The organism is Aeromonas sp. R5-1 (assembly GCF_040908265.1).
GTDB classification, from domain to species: Bacteria; Pseudomonadota; Gammaproteobacteria; order Enterobacterales; family Aeromonadaceae; genus Aeromonas; species Aeromonas caviae.
This window is the reverse complement of record NZ_JBFODJ010000032.1, coordinates 1-12,534: the sequence shown is the minus strand read 5'-3', so window position 1 is coordinate 12,534 and position 12,534 is coordinate 1. Positions and strand designations below refer to the sequence as shown.

Sequence of the window (12,534 nt, the reverse complement as noted above, 5' to 3'; positions counted from 1 at the left end):
AGAGGGGCCAAGGCCCCTCCAAGGACACACCATGACCATGAGAATGACCCCGATCGTCTGCCTGCTGGCCCCCCTGCTCAGCGCCTGTGGCGGCGGTTCGGACGAGGCTCCCCTGACCGCGCCGGACTACCGCCTGACGGTCAGCCTGCCCGCTGCGGGCACCCTGTGCATCAACCTGAACCAGAACGACGGCTGCGAAGCCAATGAGCCCGCCGTCAGCGGCGAGGCCGGTGCCCACTCCCTGACCCGGCGCCACCCTGATCTGCTCACCACTCCTCTGCTGTTCATTCCGGCGGATCCCGCCGCCCTGCCCCTGGCCCACCCGGCGGCGCGCCAGGACAACCAGCACCTCACCCCCAGCCCCCTCAGCACCCTGCTGCAGACGCGTATCTCGGACGGGCTGCCACCGGCTCAGGCCCTGACGGACGTGCTGCTCGCCCTGGCCCCCCTTCACCCCGGCCCAGATCTGGCGGCACTGGCGCAGCTGGGCGACTTCAACCGCGCCCTCGCCGAGCTGGCCCTCGCCGCCTTCGATGACGAGGCCACCCTGCCCACCTTGGCCGCCAGCGAACGCCGCCTGCAGATCTGGCAGGGGCTGGTCACCCTGCTGCCCGAGCTCGCCCGGCACTTTGCCGCCAGCCCCGAGCTACTGAGCCAGCAGGCCAGACTCGCCGCCGTGCTGATGCAGCAGCAACCTAGGGCGTTGGTGACCGCCAGCGGCGTCACCACCTACACGGACGGGGTGGATTACCTGCTGACCCAGGAGCCTGCGGATCACCCGGGCCAGGAGGCGAGCCTGGGCCTGGCGCCCCTGCGCTATCGCAAGCTGGACGGCAAGGGGCAACCCCTGGCGGACAATGCCGACGAGTGGGAGTGCGTGGAGGATCTCAATACCGGCCTCGTCTGGGAGAAGAAGCTCGATGATCCGGACAGTCCGAGGGATCTGCACCGCACCTTCGCCTGGGAGTTCGACAACTATCACCCGACCCAGGAGGAGCGGGATTACGCCTGCCCCGAAGGGGAGGCCATCTGCACCACGGAGCAGTACCGTCAGTGGCTCAATGCACAGCAACTGTGCGGCATCACCCACTGGCGCCTGCCCCACGCCCGTGAGCTGATGAGTTTGCAGCACTACGGCTCCCTCGCCCGCCAGGATGGCCAGCTCGTCACCCTGGATGTGCGCTACTTCCCCGACGTCGGTCCCTCGAGCGGCGACTTCGATGGCAGCTACTGGACCCAGACCCTGACCCCATCCCGGCGCCTCGAGAGCGTCCCCATCGCCGTCATCAGCCCTCAGTTCCTGGGGGAGGATGCGGGCACCGATTACCCCTATGGCGTCCAGAACGAAAATGAAATCAATGCCATACAACTGCGCCTTGTGGCCGAGGTAACCCGATGAACAAGTATCTTCTGACCCTGCTGCTCACCCTGTGCAGCCCCCTGGCACTGGCCATCGCCATCTGCGACGACGCCCTGCCCCGTACCAGCCCCACCGCCCGTTTCCAGGATCACGGCAACGGCACCGTCACCGACAGGGGCACCGGTCTGACCTGGATGCGCTGCCAGCTCGGCCAGACCTGGCGCAACCAGAGCTGCGAGGGGGAACCCACCCGCCTCTACTGGCAACAGGCACTGCAGACGGCGGAACGGATCCGCACCGAACCGAGCCATGCCCTGTATGGCTTTGGTGGTCATCACGACTGGCGCCTGCCCACCATCAAGGAGCTCGCCAGCATTCTGGAGTCCGCCTGTTACAAACCGGCATTGAACGAAACCATCTTCCCCCGCGCCATGGCCGGGGATGGCAAGGAGGTGAACGACGGCTATGTCTATCTCTGGTCCTCCACCCCGGTGCCGGCCCTTCAGGGCGTCGCCTACCTGGACATCACCAGCGGCTCCGTCGCCCAGCGCGCCCCCCGCGCCTGGGCGAAACAGGTCCTGCTGGTGAGGTGACAGCCTGGACATGGGGGCCACCCGGCCCCCTGTTTGACACGATGCAAGAAGCGCCAGGGTGACCCTGACCGTCAAAAAAGCATCAAATTGCGTCATGTGATGCCTGTTCAGGGCGGTTTTGCACGCCGCAGCGCTGGCATGAAACCGGCAGAGCGGTTAGTCTAGCGGCGTTGAACCAATCCCAAGAGGTACAGATGAAAACCGTGTTGCGTTTTAGCCTGCTGGGCGCCTTGTTATTGGGTGGCCATGCCTTCGCCGCCGAACCGAAAAAATTTGATATCAGCATGTTCCCCGCCGCCGAAGTGAACCAGGAACGTGTCGTGATCCGTCTGCCGGAAGTCGAGAACGAAGCCGACATGATGGTCGAGCTGCAAGTCGGCAAGAAGATGCTGGTCGACTGCAACCTGCCCCGCTTCGCGGGCAATCTGGAACAGCACAGCGTCAAGGGCTGGGGTTACAACTACCTGACCCTGGGCCAGGTCACCGGCCCCGTCAGCACCCTGATGGCCTGCCCAGACGGCCAGAAGAAGGAGAGTTTCGTCCAGATCTACGGTCAGGGCTTCTTCGTGAACTACAACTCCAAGCTGCCCTTCGTCATCTATGTGCCCCAGGAGTACGAGGTGCGCTATCGTCTGTGGCGTGCCGACAACCTGGCACAGCCAGCCATGATTGAGTGAGTGCCGCGCACTCGGGTTCAGCTCAGTCATGATGATAAAAAGGCGCCATACGGCGCCTTATTTTTAGCTTCCGAGCCCGTTCTTGAGCGGTTTTTCCTGTACAAAATCTGACATAACTCCACTATTTTTCAGGCTTTTTTGTGCAGCGCACCGCAAAATGCCCCCTCGGGATGCGACAAACCCTGTTCGATAAAAGATATTTATTAACATAGTAAGAAAATTGATTTTGCACTCTGCGACGGCCTGATGATACTTGCCCGCAAAGGTCAAACTAACCAGAACAAGAGCACTATGAGCTTCGAATCAGACAAGCGTTTCAACGACTTCAAACATTTTCCCCGTGGCCTGCGTCGCAGTGGCGAATTCACCGTGGCCGAAGCGGACAGTCTGGAAAAATATGGCACCGTGATGCTGGCGCTCTATCAGGGCAACCTGGCCCCGCGCGATGACGTAGAAAGTGCCTTTATCGAACAGGTCAAATCCGGCGCAGCCGGCAACAACCCCCACGCCAAGGTGTGGTTCAAATACCTGAAGGTGATTGGTCCCAAGCGCGTGCACCGTCTGTGCACCGTCGCAGGCGGCGCCAATGAAGATGCGGGTGGCAGCTTTGAAGGCGGCGGTGGCGGCAGCGACGAGTCCCTCGATTAATGGATACCGAGCTGCTTCGGACCTTCATCGAGGTCAGCAAGACCCGGCACTTTGGCCGGGCGGCTGAAAATCTCTACCTGACCCAGTCGGCGGTGAGCTTCCGGATCCGCCAGCTCGAGCAGCAACTCGGGGTCAGCCTGTTTGCCCGTCATCGCAACAACATCCGCCTGACTGCCTCCGGTGAGCGTCTGCTGCCCTACGCAGACGCCATTCTGCATACTTTGGGGCGCGCCAAGCAGGACGTGGCCCTCTCCCCCGGTTTCAGCCAGCAGCTTGCCATCGGCGCCCCCGCCGTCTTCTGGGAGCTCGACTTCAACGACTGGCTCAACCATGTCTATGCCCTGGCCCCCGGCCTCGCGGTGCGCCTCGAAACCGCCTCCCGCGAGCACCTCTGTCGCCAGTTGCTGGAGCGCTCCCTCGATCTCGCCCTGCTCTCCGAGCCGACCAAGATCGACGAGATTGCCCTGCACCCCATCGGCGAGCTGGTGTTCGAACTGGTAAGCCGGGAGCCGGCCGCAAACGCCGACAGCCTGATGCAGATGCCCCACATTCATCTCGACTGGGGCACCAGCTTCGAACCGCCATCGAGCCGGTTGCAAAGCCTGCAGAAGACCCCAGTTCTGCATTCGAGCTCCGCCAGCATGGCCCTGCAATTCGTGCTGGCCAACGGCGGCGCCGCCTACCTGCCAAGGCGCATGGTGAGCCCCTTCCTGGAGCAGGGGCAGCTTCATCTGGTGGAAGGGGGCCAATCCCTGAGCCGCCCGCTCTACCTCGCCTATCTGGAGAAATCCGACCGCCGGGAGCTGATCGATCAGCTGCTGACCCTGCCGCTGGGCTGGCATGACGCCGACTTGCGTCAACCGCCTGCCGAATGAAACAGGGCGATTTCACGCCCAGACCTGTGTTTTCATCTGCCGTGGTTATCGGTGCAGCACAAACAACATGAAAAAGGGGCCATCAGGCCCCTTTTGTATGGATATCTTTGTGCATCAGCCGTGATGACGACGATCGTTGGCCTGGGCCAGCAGGGTGCGGCTCTCGCGCAGGAACTCCTCCGCCCGCTCGCCGAAGAAGCCGGAGACCTGGCTGAAGGCCTCGATGAAGCCCTCCCTGTCTCCCCGCTCCAGCAGGCCCAGCGCCTCGCCGAAGTTCTGGTAGTAGCGGCGGATCATCGCGAGGTTCTGGGGCGACGACAGTATGATGTCGGCGTAGAGATGGGGATCCTGGGCAAACAGCCGTCCCACCATGGCCAGCTCCAGCCGGTAGATGGGAGAGCTCAAGGCAAGCAGGCGGTCGATGTTGGCCTGCTCCCGGGAGAGATGCCAGCCGTAGGCGAAGGTAGCAAAGTGGCGCAGCGCCTGAATGAAGGTCATCGCCTCGTCGTGGGCCCTGGCCTCCACCTGCTGCAAACGCGCCCCCCAGATGGTCATCTGCTCCAGCAGCCACTGGCTGGCGGCGGGCTCGCGCCCCTGACAGCAGACAATCACCTGCTTGGCGAGGCTCGCCACGTCCGGCCCGAACATGGGGTGCAGCCCCAGCACCGGCCCCTGGTGTACCGCCAGCATATGGGCAAGCGGTTCACTCTTGACGCTGGTCACGTCCACCAGCAGGCAGTCCGCCGGCAGGTTGCCGAGCCGGTCGATCACCTGGCAGGTGACGTCGATGGGCACCGCCACCATCACCAGCCCGGCGCCGTGCAGGATCTCGTCGGCGCGTGGCCAATCGGCATGACCCAGGGTTTCGACCCGGTAGCCCGAGAGGCTGAACAGGTTGCCGAACAGGCGCCCAAGCTGCCCTTGGCCACCGATGATCACCACCTTGCCGAGCTCAGGCTTCATGCACTTGAAGTGGTGCTCCTTGTCGCTGGCGGACTCCAGAATATAGGACTCGCGCATCACCCGGCGCAGCACGTCCTCGATAAGGTCCCCCGGCACCCCCAGTACCTCGGCCTCGGCGCGTCGGCGGGCCAGCATGCTCGCCTCCCGATCCGGTGCATAGATGGGCAGGCCGTGCCGGCTCTTCACTTCCCCCACTTCCCCCACCAGGGCGAGACGGGCAGCCAGCAGATCAATCAGCTGCTTGTCCACCGCATCTATCTTGTCCCTGAGGGCATTCAACTCTTCCGCCATGTCCAGTCCCTGCTGGCGCCGCCCGCAGCGACGCCCTGTCATTCAAGAGGCAACAAGGTATCACTGCGTGGGCAGTGATACCTCGATGGTTCAATCAGTTACAACAAGATACCACGGCTTATGCCGATGTTCTGGCCAAAAGTGGTGCCGCCAGCTGGCTGTGGCAGCGGGCCAGCAGCGCATCCGTGGTCTCCCAGTCGATGCAGGCATCGGTGATGGAGACGCCGTAGCGCATCTCGCACTTGGGCTGCTCGCTGGACTGGTTGCCTTCGAACAGGTTGGATTCGAGCATCACCCCGATGATGGAGCGGTTGCCCTCCTGGATCTGGTGAATGACGTTGTCGGCCACCTTGGGCTGCAGCCGGTGATCCTTGCTGGAGTTGCCGTGGCTGCAATCCACCACCAGACCGGGCAGCAGGCCCGCCTTCTCCAGCGCCTCTTCCGCCAGCGATACATTGACCGAGTCGTAGTTCGGGTGCTTGCCGCCGCGCAGGATCACGTGACCATCCGGGTTGCCCTGGGTCTGCAGCAGCGCGACCTGGCCCTGCTGGTTGATCCCCATGAAGGCGTGGGGGCTGGAGGCGGCCTGCAGTGCATTGATGGCGGTGCCCAGGTTGCCGTCGGTGCCGTTCTTGAAGCCGACCGGCATGGAGAGGCCGGAGGCCATCTCCCTGTGGGTCTGGGATTCGGTGGTGCGGGCACCGATGGCCGACCAGGAGAAGAGCTCCGCCAGGTATTGCGGGCTGATGGGGTCGAGCGCCTCGGTGGCCAGCGGCAACTCCAGCTCGGCCAGCCAGCAGAGCAGCTCGCGGGCGCGGTGCAGACCCAGCTCCACGTCGAAGGTGCCGTCCAGGTTCGGATCGTTGATAAAGCCCTTCCAGCCGACCGTGGTGCGCGGCTTCTCAAAGTAGACCCGCATGACAATGTAGAGAGAGTCCTGATAGGCGTCATGCAGCGCTTTGAGTCTGGTTGCGTACTCTTTGGCAGCGTCCATGTCGTGGATGGAGCAGGGACCACAGATCACCAGCAGGCGGTGATCGCGACGGTGGATGATGTCGGCGATGGTATTGCGGGCCCCTTGCACGAATGCCAGCGCGCGATCGGAGATGGGCAGTTTCTCCTTGAGCTGGGCAGGCGTGATCATCACTTGTTCGGACTGGATATGGATGTTGTTCAGGGGATCTCTTTGCATTTTCTCATTCTCTCTACTGTTTCAAGCCAAGGGCGCTGACCGTTCATCTATGTTTACACAAGTCAGCGCTTTGTTACGCAACCGCCCCCACCTTACCAAGGAAAAACAAACAATCAAGTGAAACCAGCGTCTTTGCACGCTGATAGATGGATAAATGACCAAGAATGCAGAGTGAAACAACTCAAAAGTAGCGACTCGCGAGGCCAAATCAGCCCCGAATCGTAAACATTAGATTACACTCATCCATTTCAATATCATCTCTCTGCCCCCCTCTCATGACCCCTTATCCGACCCCTCATCCCGGCGATGACCCCGGGCACAAAAAAAGCGGGGCACCTGGCCCCGCTTGCATTCCCGTGTTGCTCTTCTTTTATTATTTGCCGTGAGCCTTGATAGCCTCGACCGCCTTGTCGGGGAAGTCGCTGAATACCCCGTCCACATCGGCCTGATAGAGGAAGATGTTGAGCAGGTCGGTGAAGTCTTTCGCATAGGCCGGGATCTGCCCCTCATCCTGACGGAAGGTATAAGGATGCACCTTGAGACCGGCCGCGTGGGCCTCTTTCACCATGCCGGTGAAGACCGGCTTGCCGGGAGTGCCCGGCTCGGTCACCACCATGGGTTTCCAGGGACCGATTCCCTCGGCATAGGTGGCGATGGTCTTCATGGCCCCCGGCTTGAACATCCAGTCATAGCTGTAGGGGGTCGCCTTGCCCTTGGCGTCATAGACCATGGTCTCGTTCCAGTCGGTCTCGGCCATCAGCTGCACCAACTTCAAGTCCATACCCATGGCGGGCATCAGTTCGCTGTTGATGCGCTTGAGCTCGTTGGCATCGAAACACTGCAGATAGACCTTGTCGCTCTTGCTGGTGTAGCCGTACTCCTTCAGTACCTTGAGCACCGCCCTGGAGATGTCCTTGCCCTCGTGGCGGAACAGCCAGGGAGCTTTTATCTCCGGGTAGATGCCGATGTGCTTGCCGGTGCTCTTGTTGAGCCCCTGGATCATCTCGATCTCTTCCTGGAAGGTGTGGATCCTGAAGCTGGACTTCCACAGCGGGAAGCGCGCCGGATAGACCGGCACCTGCTTGCCGTCCACCAGCTGGAACGGCTCGGTCATGCGCAGGGAGCGCACCTCGTCCAGGGTGAAATCCACCACATAGTAGCGACCGTCCGGGCGGGCCCGGCCGGGGAAGCGCTCGGCCACGTCCGTGATGCCATCAAGGAAGTGATCGTGCATCACCACCAGCTGGTCATCCTTGGTCATCACCAGGTCCTGCTCCAGATAGTCGGCGCCCATGCCATAGGCCAGGGCCTTGGATTCCAGGGTGTGTTCCGGCAGGTAACCGGAGGCACCCCGGTGGGCGATCACGATTTTGCCTTCGTCGGCCGCCAGTGCGGGCAGCGCCAGGGCAGCCCCGAGGCCAAGGGCTATCAGGGTACGGTGAGGTTGCTTCATCAAGAGATCTCGTTGTTATGGTGTGTAGGATGCAGGTAATTGTTATAGCAGGGGTTTATTGCAGTTTGACGGCGGACGGCAAAGGCCGCCCGCCGTGGGTCATCAGCTGGCCTTGGGCAGGGCGTGGTGGTGTTCGAGCAGCCAGGCACCGAGCTGCTGCTGTTCGGATTCCGACAGGCGCAGCCCCAGCTTGCTGCGGCGCCACAGAATGTCTTCCAGGGAGTGGGCCCATTCGCGCGCGATGAGATAGCGCACTTCGGATTCATACAGTCCGGCGCCAAAGTGCTGGCCGCGCTCCTCCTTCAGCCAGAGGCGGGCATGAGCGCCATAGGATTCGGCGATGCGCAGGGCGCTGCGATCATCGAGCCAGTCGAATTCCAGCGCAAAGGCTCGCGCCAGTTCACGCACCGAGCAGTCGAACTCGCCACCGGGCAGCCGGCAGGAGGCGGTCCAGTCCTCTCCCATCTGGCTGAACCAGGGCTTGAGCTTGTTGCAGGCGGCCTGGGCCAGCTTGCGGTAGGTGGTGAGCTTGCCGCCAAACACCGACAACAGCGGCGCGCCGTCGGATTCACCACTGAGCTCGAGCGTGTAGTCCCGGGTCACCGCCTGGGGTGAATCAGATTCGTCGTCACACAGGGGGCGCACCCCGGCATAGGTCCACACCACGTCTGCCGGGCTTATCTGCCTGGTGAAGTGGGCATTGACCACCTTGCACAGATAGTTGATCTCGGCATCGCTGATCTTGGCCTCCCGCGGGCTGCCCTTGTGCTCCACGTCCGTGGTGCCGATGAGGGAATAGTCCTGCTGGTAGGGGATGACGAAGACGATACGGTTGTCCTCGTTTTGCAGGATGTAAGCCTCTTCGCGCTCATGGATGCGCGGCACTATCATGTGGCTCCCCTTGATGAGGCGAATGCCGCGGGGGGATTTCTCGCTCAAGCTCTCGTCATAGAAGGTCTTGACCCAGGGGCCCGCCGCATTGACCAGACCACGGCAGCTGACGGTGAACTGCTCGCCCCCTTCCCGCTCCAGCGTCAGGGTCCAGTGCTTGGATCCGCGCACCGCCTTGACGCAGCGGGTACGGGTCTGCACATCGGCGCCCTTGTCCCGCGCCAGCATGGCATTGAGCACCACCAGCCGGGCGTCGTCGACCCAGGCGTCCGAGTATTCAAAGCCCTTGTTGATGCCGCTCTTGAGACCGTCCTGCGGCAGGAAGCGCAGGCCGCAGCTCCCCTTGAGCTTGTCCCGCTTGGCCAGGTTGTCATAAAGGAAGAGACCGGCGCGGATCATCCAGGCCGGACGCAGGTGCGGGCGATGAGGCAGACGAAAACGCATGGGACGGGCGATGTGGGGAGCCATGCCGAGCAGGACCTCCCGCTCCGCCAGCGCCTCTTTCACCAGCCGGAATTCGTAATGTTCGAGATAGCGCAGGCCGCCGTGGATCAGCTTGCTGGAGTTGGACGAGGTGGCAGAGGCGAGATCGCTCGCCTCGAACAGCGCCACCTTCAGCCCCCGCCCCGCCGCATCTGCCGCGATGCCGACCCCGTTGATGCCGCCGCCGACGACGACCAGATCATAATGTTCGCTCATGTTCACCTACTTTCTTATTTTGTGTTTGCCATGACAGCAATGTTTGATTTCGCTCATATTAGAACATGAAAAACCAATAAACGAACATTTCGTGAGAGAAATGTGATCGCGATTGTTTTCACAATGCTAAAAATGCTGCCAGTCGGTGACGGCCTGGCAAGGCTAAGGTCTGCCGGAAACAGCCACTTCGGGCTGGGAGGAGAACAAAGCGTCACGGATGGGGAGGCCATGAGGCAAAGTGATGAGCGCCATGGCGTGAATCCCTCACAGGCGCCTAGCGTCGGTGCAAACCTGGCGCCCGAGTGCGGGGGCAACATCAGGGGGTCAAAGAAGGAGTGTCAGCGCCAGGAACTGGCCGCTTAGGCGCCGCAAGGGAGACGCCGCAAGCCGGGAGGAGGCAGGAAAAAAAGCGGCCGCCCCGAGGCGGCCTGATGCCTGTGCGGGGAAGCTCAGCAGATATGGCAGGCGATCTGATGCTGGGACATCAGGCGCATCAGCTTCTCCGGCGGCTCCTGATCCGTGAACAGGGCGTGGATCTGGTTGAGGTTGCCGAGGTTGACCATGGCGTTGCGGCCAAACTTGGTGTGGTCGGCGGCAAGGAACACCTGGCGGGAGTGGGCGATGATGGCTTGGGCGATCTTCACCTCGTGATAGTCGAAATCGAGCAGGGAGCCGTCGCTGTCGATGCCCGAGATGCCGATGACGCCGTAGTCCATGCGAAACTGGCCGATGAAGTCGCGGGTCGCCTCCCCGACGATGCCGCCATCCCGGTTGCGAATTTCACCGCCGGCGATGATGACGGTGAAGTCATCCTTGGCGGTCAGGATGCTGGCGACGTTCAGGTTGTTGGTGACCACGCGCAGCTCCCGGTGGTCGAGCAGGGCCCGGGCGATGGCCTCGGTGGTGGTGCCGATGTCGATAAAGAGCGACGAGCCGTCGGGGATGTTGGCGGCCACTTCCCGGGCGATGCGCTCCTTCTCCTTGAGCTGCATCACCTTGCGGGCACTGTAGGCGGTGTTGACGGTGCTCGAATGCAGTGAGGCCCCGCCGTGATGGCGCCGGATCTTGTTCTGTTCGGCGAGATCGTTGAGATCCCGGCGAATGGTCTGGGGGCTGACGTCAAAATGGGTCACCAGATCGTCGGTCGAGACGAAACCCTGCCGGGTCAGGACGTCCAGGATCTCCAGATGTCGTTGGGTTTGCTTCACGCTTGCACTCCGCAGATGAGACGAAAAAAGGCCCCGGCAGGTGCGGGGCCTTTGGCAGTGTACCTGATCCCTTTTCCAATCGATAAGGGCAGGATCACGTTTTATGCCTTATGGGCAGCCGCCTTGGCGGCAATCGACTCGTTCTCGTGCTTGAGGGTCATGGCCAGCAGGATGATGGAGAGCACGCAGGAGACGGTGAGCACCATGAAGCCGCCGTCCCAGCCGAAGTGGTCAACGGTGTAGCCCAGCATGGCGTTGGCCGCGACCGCGCCACCCAGATAACCGAACAGGCCGGTGAAGCCCGCCGCGGTACCGGCCGCCTTCTTGGGTGCCAGCTCCAGGGCGTAGAGGCCGATCAGCATGACGGGGCCATAGATGAGGAAGCCGATGGCAACCAGGGCCATCATGTCGATGGTCGGGTTGCCCGCCGGGTTGAACCAGTAGACCAGCACGGAGAGGGTCACCAGCACCATGAACAGGATGCCTGCCGGGGCACGGCGGCCGTTGAACATCTTGTCGGAGATCCAGCCGCACAGCAGGGTGCCCGGGATCCCCGCCCACTCATAGAGGAAGTAGGCCCAGGAGGAGTGATCCACGCTGAAGTCCTTGGCCTCTTTCAGATAGGTGGGCGCCCAGTCCAGCACGCCGTAACGGATGAGGTAGACGAAGGCGTTGGCGATGGCGATGTACCAGAGCAGCTTGTTGTGCAGCACGTACTTCATGAAGATCTCCTTGGCGGAGAACTCCTGCTCGTGGCTTTCGTTGTAATCCTTCGGGTAGTCGTTCTTGTACTCCTCGATGGGGGGCAGACCGACCGATTGCGGGGTATCGCGCATCACGAAGAAGGCGATCACCGCGATGGCCGCCGCCGCCGCAGCAGGCACATAGAAGGCGCTGCGCCAGTCGTTGAACCAGCCCATGCCGAGGATGAACAGGGGGCCTATCATGCCGCCGCCCACGTTGTGGGCCACGTTCCAGACCGAGACGATCTCACCCCGCTCCTTCTGCGACCACCAGTGCACCATGGTGCGACCGCAGGGGGGCCAGCCCATGCCCTGTGCCCAGCCGTTCAGGAACAGGAGCACGAACATGATGCCAATGCTGGAGGTAGCCCAGTGCATGGTCCCCATCATGAACATGATGCCTGCCGAGAGCAGCAGACCGGCGGAGAGGAAGTAGCGCGCGTTGGATCTGTCCGACACGTTCCCCATCAGGAATTTGGAGAGACCGTAGGCGATGGAGACGCCGGAGAGGGCCAGACCCAGATCCCCGCGGGAGAAGCCCTGCTCGATGAGGTAGGGCATCGCCAGACTGAAGTTTTTCCGTACCAGGTAGTAACCCGCATACCCGAAGAAGATCCCGAAGAACACCTGCCAACGCATGCGTTTGTAGAAGGGATCCACCTTGTCGGCCGGCAGCCGGTCGATATGGGGTGCAGGCCTGAAGAGACTAAGCATGTTCTGCTTCCTTTTATTGTTGTTCTGGGCGGTTGAGGACGCCCCGCTCATGCCGGCGATCAGACGCGTCTTGATTCGCAAGCGAGCCTATTGTGCTCATTTGTGAACATTTAATCTGTGATGAGCGCTAAATTAGGTTCTTCGCGGGATCTTGGGGAAGTGGAAGTTGACAGACAGGGTGCTGGTAAACTGGCTGTCTCCAAACACACCACCACCATCACCCTGCT

General features: G+C 61.9%; 11 protein-coding genes. 5 read left to right on the top strand and 6 right to left on the bottom strand.

Translation table 11 applies throughout. The features are described 5' to 3' along the window. Window positions 1-31 precede the first annotated feature (31 nt). The 5 genes from AB5Y64_RS04040 (at window position 32) to hdfR (ending at window position 4,153) form a co-directional block, all read left to right on the top strand. Window positions 32-1,399 carry a DUF1566 domain-containing protein gene (locus AB5Y64_RS04040; RefSeq protein ID WP_368203311.1) on the top strand — a complete coding sequence of 456 codons (1,368 nt, stop codon included), beginning with the start codon at window positions 32-34 and terminating at the stop codon, window positions 1,397-1,399. Next, entirely contained in the window at window positions 1,396-1,953 is a 558-nt protein-coding gene (locus tag AB5Y64_RS04035) for a DUF1566 domain-containing protein (protein WP_043155288.1), read from the top strand. The genes AB5Y64_RS04040 and AB5Y64_RS04035 overlap by 4 nt, the downstream gene beginning before the upstream one ends. A gap of 194 nt (window positions 1,954-2,147) precedes the next feature. After that, on the top strand, window positions 2,148-2,630 hold the full coding sequence (gene eco, locus AB5Y64_RS04030; protein WP_010674240.1) for a serine protease inhibitor ecotin: 483 nt from the start codon (window positions 2,148-2,150) through the stop codon (window positions 2,628-2,630). 291 nt (window positions 2,631-2,921) lie between these two features. Then, window positions 2,922-3,278 (top strand): DUF413 domain-containing protein, encoded by a 357-nt coding sequence (locus tag AB5Y64_RS04025; protein ID WP_010674239.1) that lies wholly within the window; start codon window positions 2,922-2,924, stop codon window positions 3,276-3,278. After that, window positions 3,278-4,153: an HTH-type transcriptional regulator HdfR gene (gene hdfR / locus AB5Y64_RS04020; RefSeq protein WP_039038620.1), complete on the top strand. Its 876-nt coding sequence runs from the start codon at window positions 3,278-3,280 to the stop codon at window positions 4,151-4,153. Before AB5Y64_RS04025 ends, hdfR begins: the two co-directional genes overlap by 1 nt. A gap of 114 nt (window positions 4,154-4,267) precedes the next feature. Here the strand turns inward: hdfR and tyrA are convergent, their stop codons facing one another. From tyrA to glpT, 6 genes are all read right to left on the bottom strand, one after another. Then, window positions 4,268-5,407 carry a bifunctional chorismate mutase/prephenate dehydrogenase gene (gene tyrA / locus AB5Y64_RS04015; RefSeq protein WP_183148687.1) on the bottom strand — a complete coding sequence of 380 codons (1,140 nt, stop codon included), beginning with the start codon at window positions 5,405-5,407 and terminating at the stop codon, window positions 4,268-4,270. Window positions 5,408-5,525: 118 nt separating this feature from the next. Beyond that, window positions 5,526-6,599 carry a 3-deoxy-7-phosphoheptulonate synthase gene (locus AB5Y64_RS04010; protein ID WP_010674236.1) on the bottom strand — a complete coding sequence of 358 codons (1,074 nt, stop codon included), beginning with the start codon at window positions 6,597-6,599 and terminating at the stop codon, window positions 5,526-5,528. A gap of 373 nt (window positions 6,600-6,972) precedes the next feature. Next, a complete protein-coding gene (glpQ, locus tag AB5Y64_RS04005; RefSeq protein ID WP_010674235.1) occupies window positions 6,973-8,052 on the bottom strand; it encodes a glycerophosphodiester phosphodiesterase in 1,080 nt (359 codons plus the stop codon). A gap of 102 nt (window positions 8,053-8,154) precedes the next feature. Beyond that, on the bottom strand, window positions 8,155-9,642 hold the full coding sequence (gene glpD / locus AB5Y64_RS04000; protein WP_010674234.1) for a glycerol-3-phosphate dehydrogenase: 1,488 nt from the start codon (window positions 9,640-9,642) through the stop codon (window positions 8,155-8,157). Between the two features lie 449 nt (window positions 9,643-10,091). After that, complete coding sequence (locus AB5Y64_RS03995) at window positions 10,092-10,850, bottom strand: DeoR/GlpR family transcriptional regulator (RefSeq protein ID WP_010674233.1); 759 nt, start codon at window positions 10,848-10,850, stop codon at window positions 10,092-10,094. Between the two features lie 101 nt (window positions 10,851-10,951). Then, the gene (gene glpT, locus AB5Y64_RS03990; RefSeq protein WP_010674232.1) at window positions 10,952-12,307 is read right to left on the bottom strand and encodes a glycerol-3-phosphate transporter; all 1,356 of its coding nucleotides are present in this window, start codon (window positions 12,305-12,307) and stop codon (window positions 10,952-10,954) included. Window positions 12,308-12,534: the final 227 nt, after the last annotated feature.

Excerpts from the sequence above, each read along its gene's own strand:
- AB5Y64_RS04040 (WP_368203311.1), top strand. The coding sequence starts at position 32 with ATGACCATGAGAATGACCCCGATCGTCTGCCTGCTGGCCCCCCTGCTC.
- AB5Y64_RS04035 (WP_043155288.1), top strand. The coding sequence starts at position 1,396 with ATGAACAAGTATCTTCTGACCCTGCTGCTCACCCTGTGCAGCCCCCTG.
- eco (WP_010674240.1), top strand. The coding sequence starts at position 2,148 with ATGAAAACCGTGTTGCGTTTTAGCCTGCTGGGCGCCTTGTTATTGGGT.
- AB5Y64_RS04025 (WP_010674239.1), top strand. The coding sequence starts at position 2,922 with ATGAGCTTCGAATCAGACAAGCGTTTCAACGACTTCAAACATTTTCCC.
- hdfR (WP_039038620.1), top strand. The coding sequence starts at position 3,278 with ATGGATACCGAGCTGCTTCGGACCTTCATCGAGGTCAGCAAGACCCGG.
- tyrA (WP_183148687.1), bottom strand. The coding sequence starts at position 5,407 with ATGGCGGAAGAGTTGAATGCCCTCAGGGACAAGATAGATGCGGTGGAC.
- AB5Y64_RS04010 (WP_010674236.1), bottom strand. The coding sequence starts at position 6,599 with ATGCAAAGAGATCCCCTGAACAACATCCATATCCAGTCCGAACAAGTG.
- glpQ (WP_010674235.1), bottom strand. The coding sequence starts at position 8,052 with ATGAAGCAACCTCACCGTACCCTGATAGCCCTTGGCCTCGGGGCTGCC.
- glpD (WP_010674234.1), bottom strand. The coding sequence starts at position 9,642 with ATGAGCGAACATTATGATCTGGTCGTCGTCGGCGGCGGCATCAACGGG.
- glpT (WP_010674232.1), bottom strand. The coding sequence starts at position 12,307 with ATGCTTAGTCTCTTCAGGCCTGCACCCCATATCGACCGGCTGCCGGCC.